This window comes from Actinoplanes sp. NPDC089786, assembly GCF_040684855.1.
GTDB lineage: Bacteria > Actinomycetota > Actinomycetes > Mycobacteriales > Micromonosporaceae > Actinoplanes.
In genome coordinates, this window is sequence record NZ_JBFBGU010000007.1 from 129,898 (window position 1) to 151,708 (window position 21,811).

Sequence of the window (21,811 nt, forward strand, 5' to 3'; positions counted from 1 at the left end):
GCGTCAGGCCGAGCCGCGGGGCACCAGCCGGGTGGGCAGCACGACCTCGTGCTGCCCGAGGTCGGTGCCGTCGACCTTGGCGAGCAGCAGCCGGACCATCTCCTCGCCCATCTCCTCGATCGGCTGGTGCACGCTGGTCAGCCCGGGGTCGGTGTGCCCGGCGATGGACGAGTCGTCGAAGCCGACCATGGCGACGTCGTCGGGCACCCGCCGGCCGCTCTCGCGCAGCACCCGCATCGCCCCGGCGGCCATCAGGTCGGAGGCGGCGAACACCGCGTCGAGGTCGGGGTGCTGGTCGAGCAGCCGGCGCATGGCCGTCTCGCCGCTCTCCTCGCTGAAGTCGCCGACCACCACCGCGCCGGGCCCGACCACGTCGCGGTAGCCGGCCAGCCGGGCCACGCCGGGCGCCATGTCCTGCGGGCCGGCGATCGCCGCGATCCGGCGGCGGCCCCGCATCTGGAGGTATTCGACCGCGGCCCGGGCGCCGCCCCGGTTGTCCGCGTCGACGAACGTCTGCCCGCCGATGACGCCGGTCGGGCGCCCGGCGCGGACCGTGGCCACGCCGCGCTCCTCGAGCTTGGCCGGCAGGGCGTCGTCACCGTGCAACGAGAGCAGCAGGGCGCCGTCCACGTGCTGGCGGGTCAGGAAGCCCTCGGTGCGGTGCCGTTCCTCGGGCGACTGCGCGATCATCAGCAGCAGCTGGAGGTTGCGGCCGACCAGGGCCGAGGAGATCGACTGCACGATCCGGCCGAAGAAGGGCTCGGCGAAGAAGCGCCGGCCCGACTCGAAGATGACCAGCGCGATCGAATCGGTCCGCTGGGTGACCAGCGTCCGGGCGGCGCGGTTCGGCACGTACCCCAACTCCGCGATAGCGCTCTCCACGGCGCGCCGGGCGCCGGCGCTGACCTTGTCGGAGCCGTTCACCACCCGGGAGACCGTGCCCCGGCCCACCCCGGCCCGACTTGCGACCTGGTCCAGCGTCGGTCGTCCCGAGGCACGGCTTCGTTCCGTCGTCATGTCCCCCGCCTCCCCCAACCCGAGCGGTTGTCGCTGCACAAGCTACAACCACCCGGGTAGGGATTGGATCACGCGGGCATGCACATCAGTTCGTTGAGCGCCGCCGGGGCGGTCCCGTTGGCGAGGAAACCGATCGTTGCCGTGCCGCCGGCGGGCAGCGACCCGTTCCAGGTCTCGTTGGTGATGGTGACCAGTGAGCCGGCCGAGGTCTGGCGTCCGTTCCAGGCCTGGGTCAGGGTCTGCGAGCCGGGCCAGGTCCAGTGCACCATCCAGCCGTTCAGGGCCTCATCGCCCGCGCGTACCGTGACCTGGCCCTGGAAACCGCCACCCCACGAGCTGGTGATCGAGTACGCGGCGGCGCAGGAGCCGTCCGGCGGTTCGGTCGGGTCGGTCGGGTCCCCGCCTCCGGGCGGCGGCAGGGTGCTGTCGCCGACGCCGGTGACCTCGCCGTGGCCGCCGTCGAAGACCACGTCCGAGCAGCCGTAGAAGGTCTCCGTGCTGTCCGAGCGTGACCACACCGAGTAGATCAGGTGCCGCCCGGTCTTGTTGGCCGGCAGCATCGCGTTCCACGAGTAGCGGCCCTCCGCCGTGCCGGGGCCGCCGACCGACGACGGGTTGACCACCTGGCTGAACGGCTGCGGCTCCAGGTCGTTCCAGGCCAGCGCGCGGGTCGGGCTCCACGAGTCCTTGGTGATGTAGAGCGAGAACGTGCCCGGGTGCTTGGCCCAGTTGTTGTAGTCGAACCGCATGCTCGCGCCGGAGGTCAGGTGGGTGACCGGCCAGTCGGTGCGCGGCAGGTTGAAACCGGTGAAGTTGTACGGCCCGCCGGCGCCGCCGCTGCACGGCTGCCCGTCCGGGATGAAGCCGCTGGTCCGGCCGGCGCCGTCGGAGCGGAGCACGGCGAACCAGTTGTACAGCGAGGTGGCGCCGCTCTGCGCGACGGCCGCCGCGCAGGCCGGATTCTTGGGGTTGATCGCGCCGGTCGAGTCGAGGCCGTCCAGCCAGCAGAGGTACGTGCGGCTGCCCGGCGCCATCATCGCGCCGTGCGCCGCGGCCGGTTGTGCGGTCAGGGCGACCAGCCCCGTCGTGGCGGCGAGAACGGCCGCCGCCGCGAACGAGACCCAGCGTCCTCGTTTCATTGGTGTCCTTTCCGAAACAGGGCTTCGGGGCGGACGGAACCCGGTGGATGGTCCCGTCCGCCCCCGATCAGGAGCCGGCCCGGTCGGCGTAGAGGATGCCGCGGCCGTTGGTGCCGAGGTACACGCGCCCGTAGACGCGCGGGTCGCCGGCCAGCGCCTCGCCGGCGTTGCCGTACTGGTGCTGGTCGTCGTTGATCCGGACCCAGGAGCCGCCCGCGTTGTCGGAGCGGAAGACCCCGTCGAGACCCACGGCATAGACCGCCGGGTACGCCGACCCGGGCGCCGCCTTGCCGAAGGCGACGTTGACCGCCCCGTTGACGCCGGCCACCGGGGTGAACGTGGCGCCGGAGTCGGTCGAGCGGGAGAGACCGTTCGGGCCGGCCAGCCACACCTCGCCGGCCCGGCCGGGCACGGTCCGCAGCGTCCGGGCGTCGATCATGGCCCGGCCGGTGAACGTGGCGCCGCCGTCGGTGCTGATGTAGAGCCGGCCGGCGGCGTACCCGTAGAAGGTCTTGGGGTTGACCCGATCGGCCTCGACCTTGGCGCCGGTCGGCAGGCCGGACGATCGCGTCCACGAGCCGCCGCGCGAGGTCGAGTGGTGCACCTCGGCGCCGGCCGGGGCCCAGACGATGGACGAGGCGTCGGCCGCGATCGCGATGTTTCCGCCGCCGGTGACGCCGGCCGGTTCCTGCCCGGCGTACCAGTTGCGCCCGCCGTCGTTGGAGATGCCGACGTTCGAGCCGTCGCCGTTGCCGGCCCGGACGAACACCGACGGGTTGAGCTCGGCGAAGTCGATGCTGGTGTTGCTGCCCAGGCTGGGCTGGTCGTGGAAGGCGGCCGGCACGGCCGTAAGGTCGGCGTGGTAGAAGCCGCCGATGTCGCCGAGCGCGCTGACCAGCGGGGCGCCGGAGGGTGGGCTGGCCAGGTCGAGCACCGCGGTCTCCTCCAGCCCGCGCGCCTGCGGCCGGATCGTGAACGTGGTGCCGCGGTCCCAGTTGGTCAGCTCGGTGGTGCCGTAGATCGTGCCGCCGGTGCCGTACAGCAGCCGGTTGGAGTCGAACGGGTCGATCTCCACCGACTCGTTCATCCAGCCGAGCTTCGGGGTGGCCTCCGGCGGCTGCGGGTTGGTGTTGAAGTCGAGCCACGGGTTGGCCGAGATGTCCATGGTGTAGCGCTTGGACGTGTTCGGATAGCTGGTGTAGTCCCAGATCCGCGACCAGGTGGCGCCGCTGTCGGTGCTGCGGAAGAAGATCGCGTCCGGCCACCAGGAGATCTGCGAGGCGACGATCAGCGTGCCCGGCTTCTGCCGGTCGAGGGTCAGGCCGGAGTAGCCGAAGTAGGTGTCGGCCAGGCCGACCGGGCTGATGTCGGTCCATCCGCCGGTCCGTGGGTCGAACTTCCAGACCTGACCCTTGCCCCCGTCGTACGGGCCACCGGTGTCGCTGGTGGCGATGTAGAGCTGGTGGCTGACCGGGTCGACCACGCCCTTGTGCGCGAGGTAGCCGGTGGGCTGCCCCGGGATCCGCGACCAGGTGCTGCCGCCGTCACTGCTGCGGTAGACCGGGTTCTGCTTGTCCGCGACGCCGACGAAGACGTCACGCGTGGTCTCGTCGAAGGTCACCCAGGTCAGACCCTGGTTCTGGCTCAGGTAGCCGGTGGCGTCGGACGGGTCCTGCGCGTAGTTGCCGGCGTTCGGGAAGGCGGTGACCCGGACCCAGGTGGCGCCGTAGTCCTTGCTGCGCCACAACCCGTTGCCGCCCTCGGCCGCGTAGTAGACCGTCTTGTTGTCGCGGGGGTCGACGGCCAGTCGCTCGCCCTGGCCCCGGCCGGGCATGTTGCCGCCGTTCTTGAACGGGAGCGGGGTGACCTGCCAGGTGGCGCCGCGGTCGGTGGAGCGCAGGATCGCGCCGTTGTTCGGGTCCCACGAGTTGGTGTACATGCCGACCGCGGCGTACACCCGGTTGGGGTCGACCGGGTCGGTGGCGATGCTGACCACGCCGTTGTAGCCCCAGTTGCGCTGGCCGACCCAGTCGAGCAGCGGGATCCAGCGGCCGCCGGCCTGGTCCCAGCGGTAGGCGCCGCCGATGTCGGTCCGCGCGTAGATCAGGTTCCGTTCGCGGCGGTTGAAGACGACGCCGGGTACGAAGCCGCCGCCGTCGATCCGCACGTTCTTCCACGTGTAAGTTTCGGCAAGTTTCCGATCAGTAACCTCGGCTGCGGCGGATCCGGGTACGGCGGCACCGGCCACCATCAGGGCGGCGGCGAGCACGGCGAACGGGCGGCGGGGCACAGAAACTCTCCCTCCGGACAGGGGATGTGGGAGCGCTCCCAACACCATCGGCCGCCGTAACTATCCTGTCAAGGGCCCGAAACAAATACCGCACTTTTCGGGCCCGGGATTTGACACATGTCGATGTTCTTGAGTAGACAGAGACCCGTCCGTCGATGTGGGAGCGCTCCCGACCATCGATGGAGGACCCATGCGCCGCATCGTCTCCGCAGCCCTCGTGGCCGCGGCGATATCGATCGCACCGTCGCCGGCCCCGGCCGCGGACCGCCTCGCGCCCGCCGCCGGCATCCATGTCGACGGAACCCGGATCGTGGAGTCCACCGGCGACACGTTCGTCTTCCGCGGTGTCAACCACGCGCACACCTGGTACCCGCAGCAGACCACCGCGCTGGCCGACCTCAAGTCGCTCGGCGCCAACTCGGCCCGGGTCGTGCTGGCCAGCGGCAAACGCTGGACCAGGAACGAGACGTCGGACGTGGCCGCGGTCGTCGCCGAGTGCAAGCGGGTCAAGCTGATCTGCGTCCTCGAGGTCCACGACACCACCGGGTACGGCGAGGAGGCCGCCGCCGCGACCCTGGACGAGGCGGTCACCTACTGGATCAGCGTGAAGTCGGCGCTCGACGGCCAGGAGCCGTACGTGGTGCTCAACATCGGCAACGAGCCGTACGGGAACACCGGCGCCCCGGCCTGGACCGCCGCGACCACCTCGGCCGTCCAGCGCCTGCGCGCGGCCGGCTTCGGCCACGCCATCATGGTGGACGCGCCGAACTGGGGCCAGGACTGGCAGTTCGTCATGCGCGACAACGCCGCCTCGGTGTTCGCCGCCGACCCGCGGAAGAACACCATCTTCTCGATCCACATGTACGGCGTGTTCGACACCGCCGCCGAGATCACCGACTACGTCGGCCGCTTCCAGTCGGCCAACCTGCCGCTGGTGATCGGCGAGTTCGGCCACCTGCACTCCGACGGCGACCCGGACGAGGACACCATCCTGGCCACCGCCCGGTCCCGGGGCATCGGCTACCTGGGCTGGTCGTGGAGCGGCAACGGGGGCGGCGTCGAATACCTCGACCTGGTCACCGGCTTCAACAAGAACGCGCTGACCCCGTGGGGCGCCCGCCTCTTCAACGGCGCCAACGGCATCTCGGCCACCGCCAAGGAGGCCGCGGTCTACGGCGGCGCTCCCACCGATCCCCCTCCGGCCTCATCGTGCTCGGCCACCTACGCCGCCACCGGCGACTGGGGCGCCGGCTTCCAGGGCGCGGTGACCGTCAAGGCCGCCGCCGGCGCGATCACCGGCTGGACCGTCACCTGGACCTGGCCCGACGGGCAGCGCCTCACCAACAGCTGGAACGCCGTGGTCACCGGCACCGACGCGATCACGGCTCGCAACGCCGCGTACAACGGCTCGCTCCCGGCCGGCGGCAGCACCACCTGGGGCTTCACCGCCAGCCGGGGCAGCGCCAACCGCGCACCCACACCGACCTGCACCGCTTCCTGATCCGTCCGTCCCACCGCAGTCGTCCGCTCCCAGACCCGTCCCACCAAGGTCTTCCGCTCCCAGACCCGTCCCACCACAGTCTTCCGCTCCCAGACCCGTCCCACCGAAGTAAGGAGCTCCACGCATGCACCATCCATCTCGACGGATGCTCGCCGCCACCGCGGCGGCCGTCCTCGCCACCGGCGTAGGCCTGGTGGCCGCCAACGAGGCGAACGCCGCGGCCGGCTGCCGGGTCGCCTACACGGTCAACCAGTGGAGCACCGGCTTCACCGGCGACATCGCCCTGACCAACCTCGGCGACCCGATCAGCAACGGCTGGCGGCTGGAGTGGAACTTCGCCGGCAACCAGCGGGTCACCCAGGGCTGGAGCGGCACCTTCGCCCAGAGCGGGCAGCACGTCACGGTCACCAACCCGTCGTGGAGCGCCTCCCTACCTACCAACCAGTCGGTAAGTCTGGGCTTCAACGCCGACTACTCCGGCACCAACGCCACCCCGGCCCAGTTCACGCTCAACGGGACGGTGTGCACGGGCTCGACCACGCCCGGCCCCTCGCCGTCCGACCCGGGCCCGTCGCCGTCCGACCCCGGCCCGTCCACCCCGCCGCCGCCCGGCAACAAGGTGGACAACCCGTACGCCAGCGCGCAGGGCTACCGCAACCCGGAGTGGCAGGCCAAGGCCAACGGCGAGCCGGGCGGCAGCCGGGTCGCCAACAACCCGACCGCGGTCTGGCTGGACCGGATCGCCGCGATCGAGGGCACCGACGACTCCAGCTCGAACGGGTCGATGGGCGTCCGCGACCACCTCGACGAGGCGCTGCGGCAGGGCGCCGGCTACATCCAGTTCGTCATCTACAACCTGCCCGGCCGGGACTGCTCGGCGCTGGCCTCCAACGGTGAGCTGGGCGTCAACGACCTGCCGCGGTACAAGTCGGAGTACATCGACCCGATCGCCAGGATCATGGCCGATTCCAAGTACGCCAACCTGCGCATCATCAACATCGTCGAGATCGACTCGCTGCCCAACCTGGTGACCAACACCAACGTGGCGACCTGCGCGACGATGAAGGCCAACGGCGGCTACGTGCAGGGCATCGGGTACGCGCTGCAGAAGCTGGGCGCGCTGCCCAACGGCTACAACTACGTGGACGCCGCGCACCACGGCTGGATCGGCTGGGACTCCAACTTCGGCCCCTCCGCCCAGCAGATGCTGGCCGCCGCCCAGGCGTCCGGCAGCGTCAACAACGTCACCGGCTTCATCACCAACACGGCCAACTACTCGGCGCTGACCGAGCCGAACTTCACCATCAACACCTCGGTGAACGGAACCTCGGTGCGCCAGTCGAAGTGGCTGGACTGGAACCAGTACGTCGACGAGCTGACGTTCGCCCAGGCCTTCCGCAACCAGCTGGTCTCGGTCGGCTTCAGCTCCACCATCGGCATGCTGATCGACACCTCCCGCAACGGCTGGGGCGGCTCGGCCCGGCCGACCGGCCCGAGCACGGCCACCAACGTCGACACGTTCGTCAACCAGTCCAAGATCGACCGCCGCATCCACGCCGGCAACTGGTGCAACCAGTCCGGCGCGGGCCTCGGCGAGCGGCCGCGGGCCAACCCGGCGACCGGCATCGACGCGTACGTGTGGGTCAAGCCGCCGGGCGAGTCGGACGGGTCCAGCACGCTGATCCCGAACGACGAGGGCAAGGGCTTCGACCGGATGTGCGACCCGACGTACACCGGCAATGAGCGCAACGGCAACAACCCCACCGGCGCGCTGTCCGGCGCGCCGATCTCCGGGGCGTGGTTCTCCGCTCAGTTCCGCGAGCTGATGGCCAACGCGTACCCGCCGCTGTCCTGACTCCATCCGCGGCCCGGGACCGACCCCTTCGGTCCCGGGCCGTCCCCTTCCCCGGAGGGTTCTCATGCTTGTTCGTCGCCTTGTCGCGGCCGTGCTGCTCGCCGCCGCGCTGGTCATGGTCGTGCCGTCCCCGGCGAGCGCGCTCGGCGCCTGCACGGCGTCCTACGCGGTCACCGGGAGCTGGACCGGCGCCTTCCAGGCCGCCGTGACCGTGACGGCCGGCTCCTCGCCGATCACCGGCTGGACCGTACGGCTCACCTACCCCGGCGCCCAGACGATCCAGCAGTCCTGGAACGCCACGGTCACCACCAGCGGTTCCGTCGTGACGGCGGCCAACGCGTCCTACAACGGCGCGCTACCCGCCGGCGGCACCGCTTCCTTCGGTTTCATCGGCAACGGCTCGAGCACCACCCCGACGGTGGCCTGCTCCACCGGCGCGGCAGAGGATCCCGGCACCGGAACCGCCGTCCGGATCATGCCGCTGGGCGACTCGATCACCGGCTCCCCCGGCTGCTGGCGGGCCTCCCTCTACAACAACCTGGTCGCGGCCGGCCACGAGGTCGACATGGTCGGCACCCTGCCCGGCGACGGCTGCGGCGTGGCCTACGACGGCGACAACGAGGGCCACGGCGGCTACCTGGCGACCAACATCGCCGGCGGCAGCCAGCTCCCACCCTGGCTGGCCGCCACCGACCCCGACGTCGTGATCATGCACCTGGGCACCAACGACGTCTGGAGCAACCGCTCACCGACCGAGATCCTGGCCGCCTTCACCACCCTGCTCCGCCAGATGCGCGCCCAGAACCCGGACGTCGTCCTGCTCGTGGCCCAGATCATCCCGATGAACCCGTCGAACTGCGCCGCGTGCGGCGCCCGGACCGTGGCCCTCAACCAGGCGATCCCGTCGTGGGCCGCCCAGAACACCACGGCCGCGTCCCCGGTCCGTGTGGTCGACCAGTGGACCGGCTTCACCACGTCGACCGACACCTACGACGGCGTCCACCCCAACGACAGCGGCAACGCCAAGATCGCCGCCAGATGGCTCGCCGCCCTGGAGACAGTCCTCCCCTGACCCTTTGCTCTGAGCGCGTATAGGCACCACCCGCGGACGTTTCATGGGTGGTGCCTATACGCGCTCAGAGCAAAAGGCGCCGGTTCGCATGGGCCTGACAGGATCGTGGCCGTGCGACGGCTGCGACGACGTTTCTGGATCCCGCTGATCGTTCTTGTGCTGCTCGGGAGCGGGCCCTGGGTGTGGACCGAGGTCGGGGCCGCGGGGCACGAGCATGACGAGGCCACCGCGCCGGCGGCGGAGGTGGCGATCGTGCTGGGGACCGGGGTCGAGGCGGACGGACGGCCGTCGCCACGGCTCGAAGGGCGGCTGCGGACGGCGGCGGCCCTGGTGGCGAGCGGGCGGGCGCGGGTGCTGCTGGTGTCGGGGGACGGCGGCGGCGACTCGGGGGACGAGACCGGCGTGATGGCCGCGTACCTGAAAGGTCTCGGGGTTGACGAGAAGCGCGTCGTCGAGGATCCGCACGGACTGGACACCTACGACAGCTGTGTGCGGGCGCGTGAGGTCTACGGGATCGACCGGGCGCTGGTCGTCACGCAGGGCTATCACCTGTCGCGGGCGGTGACGCTGTGCCGGAGGGTGGGCATCGACGCCGACGGGGTGAGCGCGGGCTGCCCGGGCTGCGGGACCCTGTTCCTGGCCGGGAAGGCCGGGCGCGACTTCTTCGCCTGTTTCAAGGCCGCCTGGGACACCGTCCGCGGCCGGCCGCCGGTGACGAGCGAGCCGCCGAATCCGGCCGTGACCGAGGCACTGACGGTCAGCATGCGGTGACAGTTCAGATTTAGGAGCGGCCGGTTGAGCGCAGCGCCTGTTTCGACGTCTGTACGGTTGCCCGGTCAACAAAACAAAGAGGTAAGAAACATGGAAGCTGCGGTCTCCTACGGCTCGATCGAGCACCCGGTCGTGTTCTACGACGACCTGGACACCATGGGCATGGTCTACGCCTCGCACTACTTCACGCTGGTCGACCGGGCGTCCGCCGACTTCTGGGCGCGGCACGGCATCCTGCCCAGCCACCCGGACGCGATCCACCTGATCCGCGCGCAGTCGATCAGCTACCACGCCCCGATCCGGGAGACCGGGCCGCTGCGGGTTCGGCTCTGGCTGGACCGCATCGGCCGGACCTCGTCCGCGTACGGCTTCGAGATCCGCTCCGGCAACGGGCGCATCCTGCACGCCGACGGGCACCGGACGACCGTACGCGTCAGCCTCGCGACGGGTCGTCCGGCGCCCTGGACCGCCCAGGCCCGTCAGGGCGCCCAGGAGATCCTCAAGCCGGGAGCGGAACAGCACCAACCGGCCTGACCGGCTCAGCCGTTCGGGAAGAGCCGTCCGTAGTCGGCGTAGGCCATGGCCACGTCGGCCTGCGCCCAGAACCGGTGGTAGTTGAACGTCGGCGCGGCGCCGCCGTTCAGGTAGGTCTGGACCTTGGCCCAGTCCGGGTCGTTGCGGTAGAAGGAGCGGATGCCCAGGAAGGTGGAGCCGGGACGGATGGCGTCACCGTTGGGCATCGTGCCCGACCAGCCCGGCGGCAGGTAGAGGCCCTGGCCGGTGGACGCGTTGTAGGTGTCGTCGAAGCGGTTGAAGTCGGCCCGCGTCTCGGTCACCGACACGCCCTTGCTGTCCGCGTTCGCGTTCAGCGCGTCGATCAGGCCTTTCGCGCCGGTCTTGGCCGCGCTGTTGCCCGACTTGGCGGCATACCACATGAGGGTACGGGCGTACGCCGCCGCGACACCGACGTCGTTGCCCCGCTCGGTGACCGTGACGTGCAGGCCGCTGTTGGCGGCGGGGCTGGACGGGTTCCACGTGGCCGGCGCGCCCGACCAGGCCAGCGTGGACGGGATCGAGAAGGTGGCGCCCGTCCCGATGGTGGTGTTGGCGAGCGCCCACGGCACCCACTTGTCCAGCAGCGCCTTGGCCTGGGCGTTGCCGGTCTGGTGGTACAGCTCGGCGATCCGCTGCATCGACCACACCTGCATGCCGAACCAGGTGTTGCTGCCTGGGTCGGCGTAGACCGGGTTCTCCACGTACGGCATGCCGTAGAAGCTCGGCGTCCCGGACGGCGGCTGGGCGTACGCGCCGTCCCAGCTGTTCGTGGCGCCGCCGGCGATGCCGCCCTCGGACGACTGGAGCCAGGTGTAGAACTCGAGCTGGCGGGCCATCGACTTGGTCCAGTCGGCCGACGCGGTGCTCGACTTCATGCCCGCCGACAGCTCCGGCGTATTCGTCAGCGCCCAGGCCGCGAACGGGTTCTGGTAGCCGAAGTGGGCGTGGCTCGAGCCGATCCGCCAGGACCAGCCGGCGGCCGGGTCGGTCGCCCCGCCCCACGCGTAGTACCAGGAGAGCAGGTAGTGCGCCGAGTCCTTGCCGGTGCCGGCCGGGCAGGCGGAGGCGCCGACGCAGTTGCCGATCTTCTTGAAGTACTTGTCGAACATGGCGTAGCGCAGGTAGTCGCCCATCTTGCCGGCCTTGGTGATGGTGGACGACACGTCGGTCAGCTTGCCCTGCTCCTTGGCCCAGGTCAGCGCCCAGTAGGCGGCCTGCACGGCGCGGGCGTCGGCGTCCGGCGCGTTGGTGTACTTCCACTGCTTGGCCGGGGTCCCGCTGTCCTTGATCGAGATGTCCAGGAAGCCGTTCGGGCCGCCGTGCTTGAACGTGTCGCAGGACGGCTGCGGCACGGTTTCCCACACCGACTCCTGCGGGCCCCGCTGGAAGGTGTTGATGTACGCCGGTTTCGTGGTCCCGTCGCCGCAGCGGCCGAAGCCGTACGTGTTGTCGACGTCGAGCAGCCAGTGCATGCCGTAGATGTCGCCGGTGCCGTAGGCCGACTGGAGCTCCGACCGCAGCGGGTCCTGCCCGACCGGGACGCTGGGTTGCAGCTGGGACGGGTACTGGTCGGGCCGGTTGTACTCGGCGGCGTACTGCGGGGTGCCGTTGACGCCGGCGGTGGGCTGGTCGGCGTGGCTGGGGATGATGTACTGCTCCATCGCCGTCCAGGCCCGGTTGAACGGCGACCAGTCCTGCGTGACCCGGCCGTACTGCGCCTCGAGCCAGAGCCAGAAGCTGAACGCCTCGGACGTGGTCTCGTGGCCGTGGTCGGGCGCCTCCACGATCAGCGTCTCGATCGAGTGGTAGGGCACGCCCTGCGGGCTGAAGTAGCCGGAGTTCTTGATCTTCCGGTACTGCTCCAGGAACCGCGCGGTGTAGGCGTTGTCGCTGGACGGGACGTCGTCGTCGATCTCGGTGACCGGCACGGCCAGGGACGGATAACCGGTGGCGCTCGCCGTGATCGTCGCGCTGCCGCCGGTGGTGTCGGCGTCGGCCGCCGCCGAGACGGTCACCGGGACGCCGGTGTTCCAGTTCGAGGCGGTGAGGGTCGCGCTCGTCGGCGAGACGGAGACGTCGGCGTCGCCCGACCTGACCAACGAGACGGGTACGCCGGCCGCGGGCGCCGCCGTCAGCTTGAGGGTGAACGCGCTGCTCCCGGCCTCGGGCACGCTGACCGACGACGGGGTGGCGACCAGCGCCGCCGCGGGAACGTCGCCGGCGCAGGTGGTGCCGTTGAGCGTGAAGCTGGTCGGCGCCGGGTTGCGGCCGGTGTGCGAGCCGTTGAAGCCGAAGCTGACCGAGCCGCCGGCCGGCACCGAGCCGTTCCAGCCGGCGTTGACCGCGGACACCTGGCTGCCGGTCTGCGTGACGGCCGCGGACCAGCCCTGGGTGACCCGTTGACCGCTGTCCGGGAAGGTCCAGCCCAGGTTCCAGGAGCTGAGCGGGTCGCCGAGGTTGTGGATGGTGACGGTGGCGGTGAAGCCGGTGCTCCAGTCGCTGGTGGTGTAGCCGACCTCGCAGGCGGTGGCGGCGTACGCGGGCGCGCTCACCGCCCCGGAGGTCAGGAGGACGCCGGCGACCAGGGCCGCGCGCCATCGTTTGAGGACAGGTTGCATGGTGGTGGACTCCTCGCAACGGGTCGTGCTGGACGGAGGACTTGCGCCGGTCCGGCTCCCCGATCGCGATATCGACACTCTTCCATGGGAGCGTTCCCACGGCAACACCCCGGCTCGCGCCGCGACTCGCGCCATGTGCCCCTGGCCTTGGCCCGGGAGGCGTCATTCGATAGGCTGATCGGCATATGGGAGCGCTCCCATGAGCGTGACCAGGGCGAGCCTCACCAATTCGCCTTCATCCCGATCCGCCGACCGAGAAGGAGGCGCCACCACCCGAGCATCGACCACGCGGCCGGCTCCCGCGTGGTCACCCGCGGGGGACAGGGGACCGCCATCCCGGTCCCCCGCGCTCAGGGTCGATCACCCCGTTCTTGACCACCTTCGTGTCCTCCAGCTCGAACGTCGCGGCCACGTCCCGCAGCGGCGTCGTCAGCGGTTCGGGTTCTCGTCGTTGACCAGCTGAACCTGGCCCGACCGGCCTGACGATCCGCTTCAGGTGCGCCTACGGCGGGTCTGCGAAGATCAAGTAATGCCCTGGACCGCCCCGACTCCCCCGCGCCCCCTGACCCGGCCCGTGGCGTTGCGCCCGGCCGACCGGCGGCATCGCGCCGTCCTGCACAACCTGGGTCAGCTGTTCCGCTACGACCTGTCCGAATCGTACGGAATGCTGCCGAACGAGGACGGCACCTTCAACGACCGGATGGTCGACCGCTTCCTGGCCGAGGCCGACCCCGGCCACCGGGCCTGGCTGATCACCGCCGCCGGCCGGCTGGGCGGCTTCGTGATGACCCTGCCGATCGCCGGCGGCGGCACCACGATCGGCGCGTTCTTCGTGGTCCGGGCGCTGCGCCGGACCGGAGTCGGCCGGGAGGCGGCGCTGCGGACCATCGCGCTGTTCCCGGGCCGCTGGCGGATCGGCTTCCAGCGCTACAACCCCGGCGTCGAGTCCTTCTGGGCCGGCGTCGCGACCGAGGTGGCCGGGAACGAGTGGAAGGTCGAGGACGGCCCGCACCCGGAGAACCGCCCGCCGGACACGTTCATCGAGTTCACGACCGCTCCCGCCGGCGGCTGACGTACCGCTGCATCTTCTCGACCGTGCCGCAGTCGGCCATGTCGCACCAGCGGCGGCTGTGGTTGCGGGACCGGTCGACGAACAACCACGGGCAGCCCGAGCACCGCTTGACCAGGCGCAGGTCGGTGCCGGTCAGCAGCTCGGCCGCGGCGACGGCGACCGGGTGCAGCATGGCCGCCGGGTCGTCCCGGATCGACCACGACCAGCGCATCTCGTCGTCGAGGGCCGCGGCCGCCATGGCCTGGACGACGAAGGGCCGCAGGGCCGGCCACCGCTCCGCCACGTCGCCGGTCCGGTCGGCCGCCGCCCCGAACACGTCGTTGAGGACGTCGCGCAGCTCGTGGGCCCGGCCCAGCACCTCGCCGGGTCGCCGGCGCCGTGACGACCCGGTGGCCAGCGTGCCGGCCCGCTCCGACCAGGCCATCAGGTCGTCGTAGTCGCCGAGGTGGTCGTGCCGGGTCGGCCCCCACGGGTTGTCGACCGTGTTGGCGAAGTCGAGGGCCAGGTTGCCGCCGACGACCGGCAACGCGCGCGGGGGCGTCCTGCTCACCATGTTTCCACCGTATCGCTCCTTACCGGTTGCGGGCCTCCCGGCGCGATGCCAGTGTTTCCAGTATGAGCCTGATAGCCGGTAACAAGGGAACGTTCACCGCGCTGGCCGGTGCGGTGGTGCTGCTCGGGATCGCGGACTCGATGACCGGGGCGTACCTGGTGCTCTTCGCGGCCGGGCCCGCCGGGCTGAGTCCGGTGGAGATCGGACTGTTCACCTCGGCGCCCGCCGCGGGCGGGATCGTGATCGGCACGCTCGCCGGTCGCCGCTTCGACCGCCGACCGGCCAAGAGCTACGCGATCGCCACGGCGGTGCTCGGCGCGCTGGGCTTCCTGCTGCTCACCACCATCAGGTCGGCGCCGCTGCTGATCCTGGTCGGCGGCACCCTGCTCGCCGCCGGGCAGGCGATGTTCCCGCAGCTCTTCGCCCTCTCCCGGGTCGTGCTGGGCGGTCCGCGGTCGACCCCTCTGCTGCGCTCGACATGGTCGCTGGCCTGGGCGCTGGGCCCGCTCGCCGGGGCCGCCCTGCTCCCGCGGACCGGCTTCACCGGGCTGCTCGTCGCGGCCGCGCTGACCCTGATCCTGGCGGCGGTCGCGACGGCTCTCGTCCCCGCGCCCGCGACCGGCCGGGCGGCGGGCCCGGACGAGGCCGCGCCGGCGACGCCGCCGAAGACGCCGATCATGGCGGTGGCCGGCGTGACGCTGTTCTTCCTGGCGATGTTCGCCGGGTCGCTGGTGTTGCCGCTCTACGTCACGACCGACCTGCACCGGCCCAGCAGCGCGGTCGGCCTGCTGTTCAGCGCGTGCGCGGCGATCGAGATCGTCGCCGCCCTGGGCCTGGCCGTGCTGCCCGAGCGGGTGAACCAGCGGCTGCTGATCGGCGGCGGGATGGTGGCGATGGCCGCGTACTACGCGATCACCCTGCTCGCCCGGAGCATGACCGGCCTGCTGGTGGGCCAGGTCGCCCGGGCTGTCGCGATCGCCGTGGTCAGCGCGGCCGGGATCCGCTGGTTCCAGGAGCTGATGCGGCCGGCCGCCGGCCGGGCCACCACGCTGTTCGCGAACGCCACCGCGGCCGGTTCGCTGCTCGCCGGCGTGCTCGCCGGGCTGGCCATCGAGCACTGGGGACGGGTCGTGACGCTGGGCCTCTGCGGAGTGGTTGCCCTGGTGGGCGCCGCCGTTTTCACGTTTGCCCGGGAGCCGAGTCGGCATGGCGACAGACCGCTCGCCCGATCACACTGAGTCAGATCGGGGCTGACCGGCTGGGTGATCGACGGATGCGTCCGCGCCCGGTCGGGAGTGGACGGTAGCGCCATGACACAAATACGACAGCGCCCAACGACATGCCGATGGTTGGCGTTGCAGCCGAACGGCTACCGTGACCCACGTGCAGCCCAGTGATCTTCAGCCGGTGACATTTCACCTGCTCGGATCCCTTCGCGTCACTCAGGGTCACCATGAGCTTGCGCTCGGGGCTCGGCAGCAACGCCTCGTGCTCGCGCTGTTGCTCGCGCGGGCCGGCTCCCTGGTCACCATGACCGAGCTGATCGACCTGCTCTGGGAGGAGTCGGCGCCCGCGTCGGCGTCCAACGTGGTGCATCGGCAGATCGGGGCGCTGCGCCGGCTGCTCGAGCCGGGGCTGCCCACCCGCGAGACCGGGCGCTACCTGATCCGGCAGATGTCCGGCTACCAGCTGCACGTCGCCCCGGAGTCGCTCGACCTGCTCCGGTTCCGGGGCCTGGTCGCCCAGGCGCGGTCCACCGACGACCCCGGCGCCGCGCTCGACCTGCTGCTGGCCGGCCTCGGGCTGTGGCGCGGGCGGGTCGCGGCCGGGCTCGAGCCGGTCAGCCGTACCCATCCGGCCTTCACCGCGATCGAGGCCGAGCACGCCGTGGCCGTGCGGGAGGCGGCCGACGCGGCGGAACGAAGCGGGCGCGCGGCGGCGGTGCTGGTGCCGCTCCGGGACGCGGCCGGGCGGCATCCGCTCGACGAGGCGCTGCAGAGCCGGTTGCTGGTCGCGCTGGCCGCGGACGGGCGGCAGGCCGAGGCGGTCGACCTCTACCACGCGGTACGCCGCCGGATGGCCGACGAGCTGGGCATCGACCCGGGCGAGGAGATGCGCGACGCGTACGACCGGGTGGTTCGCCGGACCGCCGGGCGTACCCCCGCCCCGACATCGGCCGCGGCCCTGCCCGCACCCGCGCAACTCCCGCCGGACCTGCCGTTCTTCGCCGGCCGCGTCGGCGCCCTGGCCGAGGCCTACCGCGTCGCCGGGGCGCCCGGGCCGGACGGCGCCGGGGTGCTGGCGCTGGACGGCATGCCGGGCGTCGGCAAGACCACCCTGGCCGTGCACATCGCACACGCGCTCGCCCCGCGTTATCCGGACGGTCAGCTCTACGTCGAACTGCGCGGCTTCGACGGGCAAGGACCCGCGATGAGTACGGCCGAGGCGCTCCGCGGCCTGCTCGGCTCGCTGGGCGTGCCCCAGGACACCATCCCGGCCGAGCTGCACGCCCAGGCCGGCCTGTTCCGCAGCACCGTGGCCGGCCGCCGGCTGCTCATCGTGCTGGACAACTGCCGCGACACCGAACAGGTCCGCCACCTGCTCCCCGGCAGCCCGGGCTGCCTGGTCATCGTGACCAGCCGCAGCCGGCTGACCGGCCTGATGGCGGGCGCCGGCGCCCACCCGATGCCGGTCGCGCTGCCCACCCTCGAGGAGGCGCGCGAGGGGTTCATCCGGCGGCTCGGCCCGGCCCGGGTGAACGCGGCCGGCGACATGGTCGACGAGATCATCGAGAGCTGCGGGCGGCTGCCGCTGGCCTGCGCGGTGGTGTGTGCCCGCGCGGCGAGCCGGCCGGACACCCCGTTGGAACGGATCGCCGAGGAGCTCCGGCTGGCCCGGGGCAGCCTCGACGGGTTCTCCGGTGACGACCCGAACACCGATCTGCGCGCGGTGTTCTCGTGGTCGTACCGGGCGCTGAACCCGGAGACCCAGCGGCTGTTCCGGCTGCTGCCCGCGCACCCCGGCAAGGACGTGTCGATCGCCGGGGCGGCGGCGCTGGCCGGGGTGCCCGCCCGGGCCGGACGCCGGCTGGTCGGGGAGCTGAACCGGGCCCACCTGATCGCCGAGCACCGGCCGGGCCGCTATCAGACCCACGACCTGCTCCACGCGTACGCCACCGAGCTGCTGGACGAGGCCGGGGCCGCCGAGCGGAGCGCCGCCGAAGACCGCTGCCTGCGCTTCTACCGGTCCACGGCGGCCGTCGCCCATGAGCTTCTGTCCACCCGCGCCGAGCAGCACGGCGTACCCGACACCGGCCCGGACGTGACTCCCCTGGCCTTCCCCGGCCGGGTGGCGGCGATGTCCTGGCTGGAGGCGGAGGGGCAGGTCCTGATCGACCTCGTGCAGTTCGCCGCGCGGACCGGCCGGCACGCCGCCGCGTGGCAGCTCGCCGTCGGCATCCAGCACTACTTCGAGCGCAGCGGCCGGTCGCTGGACTGGGCGGCCACCGCGCTCGTGGCGCTCGAGGCGGCCGAGCGCGGCGGTGACCGGCCAGGCCAGGCGCGCACCCACCGCAGCCTGGCCGGCGCGTACTACTTCCAGCGCGACTTCGACGCGGCCGTGCTCCATCTGGAACGCAGCCGGTCGCTGTTCGTCGCGCTGGGGCTCGGGGCCGAGCTGAGCCGGGTCGAGTTCAACATCGCGATGGTGCTGCGCCAGCAGGGCCGGCACGACGAGGCGCTGGCCGCCCTGGCCAAGCCGATCGCCCAGGCCACCGCCACCGGCGACCGCAAGCAGCTGGCCGACGCCGCCGTCGAGCAGGCGGCCAACCACGCGGCGCTGGGGCATCGGGACGAGGCGGCGCGGCTGGCCCGGTGGGCGCTCGGGGTCTTCCAGGAGCTGGACGACCAGCTCGGGGCCGGGGAGTGCTGGGACGTGATCGGGAAGGTGCACACCGCCGCGGGCGATCACGAGGCCGCGGTGGCGGCGTGGCGGGCCGCCGCCGTGTGCTTCCGGGAGGCGTCGGCCAGGCCGCAGACCGCCGAGGCGCTGACCGCGCTCGGTGACGCGCTCATGGCGGCCGGCGATGCCTCCGAGGCGGGGCGGGCCTGGGACGAGGCGTTGAGGCTGATCTCGTACGCGCAGGCGGCGACCGCTCACGCCCTGCGTCGGCGGCTGCGTCCCTCGGCCTGAGCAGAACCCGCTCCGGGGTCTCCCGGACCGGTTCGGGCAAGGCGACCACCGCACGGGGAGAGGTGGCCGCCTTGCGTCACTAAGGACGCAAACCGGCAGCCTGTGTTCACGGTGACAACTGTGATCCAGATCACTTCCACCGGCCAAATGAACAACGCCTGGTCAGCACCGTTCTTAACGGATGGAGCCGGCGTGTTGCCGCTGGGGGGTCAGGGACAGCGCCGCTCCCGTTGCGGGCGACGGCGGCGCCGCACGCTGCCCGCCGGTGGCCGGCCCGCCGTCGTCCGCGTTCGTGACGGACCGTGACTTGTTTCCCGCACGCCGCGACGGCACTCATTCCGCACTCGAGTGTCAGTGCGATGACACCCTCGCCTTCTAGCGTTCTCGGGCAGACGGACCGGACCCGGTCCGTGACCTCATCTCGCCCTAGTTCGCCCGACGGGGGTTACGGATGCTCGCACCACCTCTGGAAACACCATCTCTGCGCGGGGAGGACCGGGAGGCCCGCATGGTCGCCCTGCACGCCGAACACTCACGCGACGTGTCCCGCTTCCTGCTCGGCCTCACCAAGGGGGAACGGCAGACCGCCGAGGACCTGCTCCAGGAGACGATGCTGCGGGCCTGGCGGCACATCGACTCGCTGCCCGACGACTCCGAGGGCATCCGCCGCTGGCTCTTCACGGTGGCCCGGCGCCTGGTCATCGACGTCGTGCGCATGCGGCACAACCGCCCGGCCGAGGTCGGGGCCGTCGACCTGAACTGGATCGCCGCCCGCGACGACACCACCGGCTCGGCGCTGGCCGGCGCGTCCATGCGGTACGCCTTCGACCGCCTGACGCCGGCCCACCGCGACATCCTGTCCCAGGTCTACCTGCGTGGCCGTTCGATCGACGAGGTGGCCGAACGCCTGGGCGTCCCGGTCGGGACGGTCAAGTCGCGCACCCACTACGCCCTCCGGGCTCTGCGGACCGGACTGGAGGCGGCCTGACCGCTCCGGTCGTGTTCTCGGGAGGTGCCCCTCCACCGCGGGGTGGGTGGAGGGGCACCGATTCCCCAGGGCCGGCGCCGTCGGAGGGGGGTCGCGGCGCCTGCGTACGGCCCCGGCACGGCCACCGGCTGGAGCACCGGCGCCGCAGCGGAAAGCGTGCGTCGGACTCCACAACGGACCGGTCAACCCGTTGTTCATGCCGATCCGAGTTTTTTCGCGGCGTGAAATGATCCTGACCATCCAATTCGGACAATATTGTCCGGGAAAGTAGCGTGTCGGCGTGAAGATGTCCGGTGGCGTCGAATGGGCCCTGCACAGCTGCGTGGTGCTGACCGCGGCCGACCGCCCCGTCCCCGCCGCCCGCCTGGCCGAGCTGCACGACGTGTCCGCCAGCTATCTGGCCAAGCAGATGCAGGCGCTGTCCCGGGCCGGCCTGATCGAGTCGGTGCAGGGCCACTCCGGCGGGTACATCCTCACCCGCTCCTCGGCCGAGATCACCGTGCTGGACGTGGTCGAGGCGGTCGACGGCGCCTTGCCGGCCTTCGTCTGCACCGAGATCCGCCAGCGCGGCCCGATCGCCATCAGCGCCTCCGAGTGCCTGACGCCGTGCGCCATCAACCGCGCGATGCTCTCCGCCGACCAGGCCTGGCGCCAGGCCCTGCGCGCGGTCACGGTCGCCGACCTGGCCGGCTCGGTCGCCGCCGACCAGGGCCCCGGCAGCCTCAGCGACATCCGGAGCTGGCTGGGCGTCCCCGCCACGCTCTAGCCGCAAGATCAATTTGCCTCCCGCGCGCGTGCCGCCACCTCCCCCACCCCGGCACTGGGTGGGCGGAAATGTAGCGCACGGGTGTGACGTTCCGGGACGGTTATCCACAGGGGCTACATGGCGGCCCGGCGGGCCGAGTACTCGGAACGGCCCCGGGACGGGTACTGGATCAGGTTGTCCGGCCGGGCCTCCGGCTGCGGCGGCTCCCAGCCGCGGCGGGTGTCCAGCGGGTCGGCCTCGTACGACGGCGGGCGGCGGAACTGGCTGCCGTAATCGATCATCCCGTCGATCAGCCGGTCCACGTCCCGGGCCGGCCGCACCACCATCCGCATGAACTGGCTGGTCATGCCCAGCTTGTTGCCGCACTCGCGGGTGTAGACGCCGTGGTTGGCGACCAGGAAGTCGCGCAGCGCCACACCGGACCACTCGGTGGGCAGCTTGACCAGGATGAAGTTGCCCTGCGAGGGGAAGACGGTCAGGCCGGGGATCCGGGACAGCTCGCCGGCCATCGACCGGCGGTCCCGGCTCAGCAGGGCGAGGCTCTCCTCGTACTCGCCGTCGTGCTCCTGAATCATGTAGACGACCTTCTCGGCCAGCGAGTTCAGGTTCCACTTGGGCAGCGTCCTGGCGATCTTCCCGGCGATGGCCGGGTTGGCCAGCAGGTAGCCGAACCGGATGCCGTGCAGGCCGAAGTTCTTGCCCAGGCTCTTCAGGACGACCGTGTTGGGGCGGATCACCGCGTCCGGGCCGACCGACGGGTACTGCTCCTCGTCGGAGAAGTCGATGAACGACTCGTCGATGACGACCAGGTCGAGGTCGCCGAGCATGTCCATGAACCGGATCACCTCGCGCCGCGGGAGGTAGCCGCCGTCCGGGTTGTTCACGTTGCAGACCACGGCCACCCGGGTGCCACGCTCGCGGATGAAGCGCACGTAGTCGTCCAGGTTGAGCCGGAAGCCGTCCCGTTCCTGCAGCGGGTACATGTCGACCCGCTTGCCGGTCTCCAGCGGCTGGTCGGTCCACCGCCCGAAGGTGGGGATCGGGATCGCCACGCTCTCCTTGATGAGCAGGTGGTCGATCCAGGTGATCAGCTCGGTCGAGCCGTTGGCCATGGCCACCGTCTGCGGGTGCAGGTTGAGCACGCTGGCGAGCTTCTTGGTGATGTTCGCCGAGTCGCTCGGGTAGTACTTCAGGATGTTCTTGAGGTCGCGGGAGAGCTCGTCGAACATCTCCGGGGTCGGGAAGTACGGGTTGCAGGGAATGCAGAAATCGACGATCTCCACACCGTCACCCGCGTTCCGGGCGAGGTCGAAGTAGGACGCGCTGTGCGCACCCTTGTGCAGGATCGACGTATCGATTCCCGTCCCGGCCATCGCGACTCCAGTCCTCGGTGACATTGGCGTCTTTCTGTACGTGTCACGTC

16 protein-coding genes are annotated in these 21,811 nt (G+C 71.4%); 10 read left to right on the plus strand and 6 right to left on the minus strand.

What is annotated here, in order from left to right; genetic code table 11:
• Positions 1-3: 3 nt before the first annotated feature.
• The 3 genes from AB0O15_RS22550 to AB0O15_RS22560 form a co-directional block, all read right to left on the minus strand.
• A complete protein-coding gene (locus AB0O15_RS22550) occupies positions 4-1,017 on the minus strand; it encodes a LacI family DNA-binding transcriptional regulator (protein ID WP_364321666.1) in 1,014 nt (337 codons plus the stop codon).
• 68 nt (positions 1,018-1,085) lie between these two features.
• The gene (locus AB0O15_RS22555) at positions 1,086-2,156 is read right to left on the minus strand and encodes a lytic polysaccharide monooxygenase (RefSeq protein WP_364321669.1); all 1,071 of its coding nucleotides are present in this window, start codon (positions 2,154-2,156) and stop codon (positions 1,086-1,088) included.
• Between the two features lie 67 nt (positions 2,157-2,223).
• Positions 2,224-4,446 carry a xyloglucanase gene (locus tag AB0O15_RS22560; protein ID WP_364321672.1) on the minus strand — a complete coding sequence of 741 codons (2,223 nt, stop codon included), beginning with the start codon at positions 4,444-4,446 and terminating at the stop codon, positions 2,224-2,226.
• A gap of 190 nt (positions 4,447-4,636) precedes the next feature.
• On the opposite strand from AB0O15_RS22560, the gene AB0O15_RS22565 reads away from it, so the two are divergent.
• The 5 genes from AB0O15_RS22565 (at position 4,637) to AB0O15_RS22585 (ending at position 10,179) form a co-directional block, all read left to right on the plus strand.
• Positions 4,637-5,947: a cellulase family glycosylhydrolase gene (locus AB0O15_RS22565; protein WP_364321675.1), complete on the plus strand. Its 1,311-nt coding sequence runs from the start codon at positions 4,637-4,639 to the stop codon at positions 5,945-5,947.
• A gap of 124 nt (positions 5,948-6,071) precedes the next feature.
• The gene (locus AB0O15_RS22570) at positions 6,072-7,802 is read left to right on the plus strand and encodes a glycoside hydrolase family 6 protein (protein WP_364321678.1); all 1,731 of its coding nucleotides are present in this window, start codon (positions 6,072-6,074) and stop codon (positions 7,800-7,802) included.
• 64 nt (positions 7,803-7,866) lie between these two features.
• Positions 7,867-8,874, plus strand: a complete 1,008-nt coding sequence (locus AB0O15_RS22575) for a cellulose binding domain-containing protein (RefSeq protein WP_364321681.1) — start codon at positions 7,867-7,869, stop codon at positions 8,872-8,874.
• A gap of 111 nt (positions 8,875-8,985) precedes the next feature.
• Positions 8,986-9,645, plus strand: a complete 660-nt coding sequence (locus AB0O15_RS22580; protein ID WP_364321684.1) for an ElyC/SanA/YdcF family protein — start codon at positions 8,986-8,988, stop codon at positions 9,643-9,645.
• A 90-nt stretch (positions 9,646-9,735) separates the two neighbouring features.
• Positions 9,736-10,179 (plus strand): thioesterase family protein, encoded by a 444-nt coding sequence (locus AB0O15_RS22585; protein WP_364321687.1) that lies wholly within the window; start codon positions 9,736-9,738, stop codon positions 10,177-10,179.
• Between the two features lie 5 nt (positions 10,180-10,184).
• Here the strand turns inward: AB0O15_RS22585 and AB0O15_RS22590 are convergent, their stop codons facing one another.
• Positions 10,185-12,818 carry a glycoside hydrolase family 48 protein gene (locus AB0O15_RS22590; protein WP_364321690.1) on the minus strand — a complete coding sequence of 878 codons (2,634 nt, stop codon included), beginning with the start codon at positions 12,816-12,818 and terminating at the stop codon, positions 10,185-10,187.
• 529 nt (positions 12,819-13,347) lie between these two features.
• On the opposite strand from AB0O15_RS22590, the gene AB0O15_RS22595 reads away from it, so the two are divergent.
• On the plus strand, positions 13,348-13,890 hold the full coding sequence (locus AB0O15_RS22595) for a hypothetical protein (RefSeq protein ID WP_364321693.1): 543 nt from the start codon (positions 13,348-13,350) through the stop codon (positions 13,888-13,890).
• Here AB0O15_RS22595 and AB0O15_RS22600 read toward each other — a convergent pair.
• The gene (locus tag AB0O15_RS22600; RefSeq protein ID WP_364321696.1) at positions 13,865-14,443 is read right to left on the minus strand and encodes an ABATE domain-containing protein; all 579 of its coding nucleotides are present in this window, start codon (positions 14,441-14,443) and stop codon (positions 13,865-13,867) included. The two genes, AB0O15_RS22595 and AB0O15_RS22600, sit on opposite strands and share 26 nt — an antisense overlap.
• 62 nt (positions 14,444-14,505) lie before the next feature.
• Between AB0O15_RS22600 and AB0O15_RS22605 the strand changes: the two genes are divergently transcribed.
• The 4 genes from AB0O15_RS22605 (at position 14,506) to AB0O15_RS22620 (ending at position 20,388) form a co-directional block, all read left to right on the plus strand.
• The gene (locus AB0O15_RS22605) at positions 14,506-15,681 is read left to right on the plus strand and encodes an MFS transporter (RefSeq protein ID WP_364321699.1); all 1,176 of its coding nucleotides are present in this window, start codon (positions 14,506-14,508) and stop codon (positions 15,679-15,681) included.
• A gap of 250 nt (positions 15,682-15,931) precedes the next feature.
• Positions 15,932-18,634, plus strand: a complete 2,703-nt coding sequence (locus AB0O15_RS22610; protein WP_364321702.1) for a BTAD domain-containing putative transcriptional regulator — start codon at positions 15,932-15,934, stop codon at positions 18,632-18,634.
• A gap of 451 nt (positions 18,635-19,085) precedes the next feature.
• Complete coding sequence (locus tag AB0O15_RS22615; protein ID WP_364321705.1) at positions 19,086-19,622, plus strand: sigma-70 family RNA polymerase sigma factor; 537 nt, start codon at positions 19,086-19,088, stop codon at positions 19,620-19,622.
• A gap of 286 nt (positions 19,623-19,908) precedes the next feature.
• On the plus strand, positions 19,909-20,388 hold the full coding sequence (locus tag AB0O15_RS22620; protein WP_364322114.1) for an Rrf2 family transcriptional regulator: 480 nt from the start codon (positions 19,909-19,911) through the stop codon (positions 20,386-20,388).
• Between the two features lie 113 nt (positions 20,389-20,501).
• On the opposite strand, the gene AB0O15_RS22625 is transcribed toward AB0O15_RS22620, so the two are convergent.
• Positions 20,502-21,761, minus strand: a complete 1,260-nt coding sequence (locus AB0O15_RS22625) for a histidinol-phosphate transaminase (protein WP_364321708.1) — start codon at positions 21,759-21,761, stop codon at positions 20,502-20,504.
• Between the last annotated feature and the right edge of the window lie 50 nt (positions 21,762-21,811).

Coding starts and splice junctions, on each gene's coding strand:
- AB0O15_RS22605 (WP_364321699.1), top strand. CDS start 14,506: ATGAGCCTGATAGCCGGTAACAAGGGAACGTTCACCGCGCTGGCCGGT.
- AB0O15_RS22615 (WP_364321705.1), top strand. CDS start 19,086: ATGCTCGCACCACCTCTGGAAACACCATCTCTGCGCGGGGAGGACCGG.
- AB0O15_RS22595 (WP_364321693.1), top strand. CDS start 13,348: ATGCCCTGGACCGCCCCGACTCCCCCGCGCCCCCTGACCCGGCCCGTG.
- AB0O15_RS22590 (WP_364321690.1), bottom strand. CDS start 12,818: ATGCAACCTGTCCTCAAACGATGGCGCGCGGCCCTGGTCGCCGGCGTC.
- AB0O15_RS22625 (WP_364321708.1), bottom strand. CDS start 21,761: ATGGCCGGGACGGGAATCGATACGTCGATCCTGCACAAGGGTGCGCAC.
- AB0O15_RS22600 (WP_364321696.1), bottom strand. CDS start 14,443: ATGGTGAGCAGGACGCCCCCGCGCGCGTTGCCGGTCGTCGGCGGCAAC.
- AB0O15_RS22585 (WP_364321687.1), top strand. CDS start 9,736: ATGGAAGCTGCGGTCTCCTACGGCTCGATCGAGCACCCGGTCGTGTTC.
- AB0O15_RS22550 (WP_364321666.1), bottom strand. CDS start 1,017: ATGACGACGGAACGAAGCCGTGCCTCGGGACGACCGACGCTGGACCAG.
- AB0O15_RS22565 (WP_364321675.1), top strand. CDS start 4,637: ATGCGCCGCATCGTCTCCGCAGCCCTCGTGGCCGCGGCGATATCGATC.
- AB0O15_RS22620 (WP_364322114.1), top strand. CDS start 19,909: ATGTCCGGTGGCGTCGAATGGGCCCTGCACAGCTGCGTGGTGCTGACC.
- AB0O15_RS22555 (WP_364321669.1), bottom strand. CDS start 2,156: ATGAAACGAGGACGCTGGGTCTCGTTCGCGGCGGCGGCCGTTCTCGCC.
- AB0O15_RS22570 (WP_364321678.1), top strand. CDS start 6,072: ATGCACCATCCATCTCGACGGATGCTCGCCGCCACCGCGGCGGCCGTC.
- AB0O15_RS22575 (WP_364321681.1), top strand. CDS start 7,867: ATGCTTGTTCGTCGCCTTGTCGCGGCCGTGCTGCTCGCCGCCGCGCTG.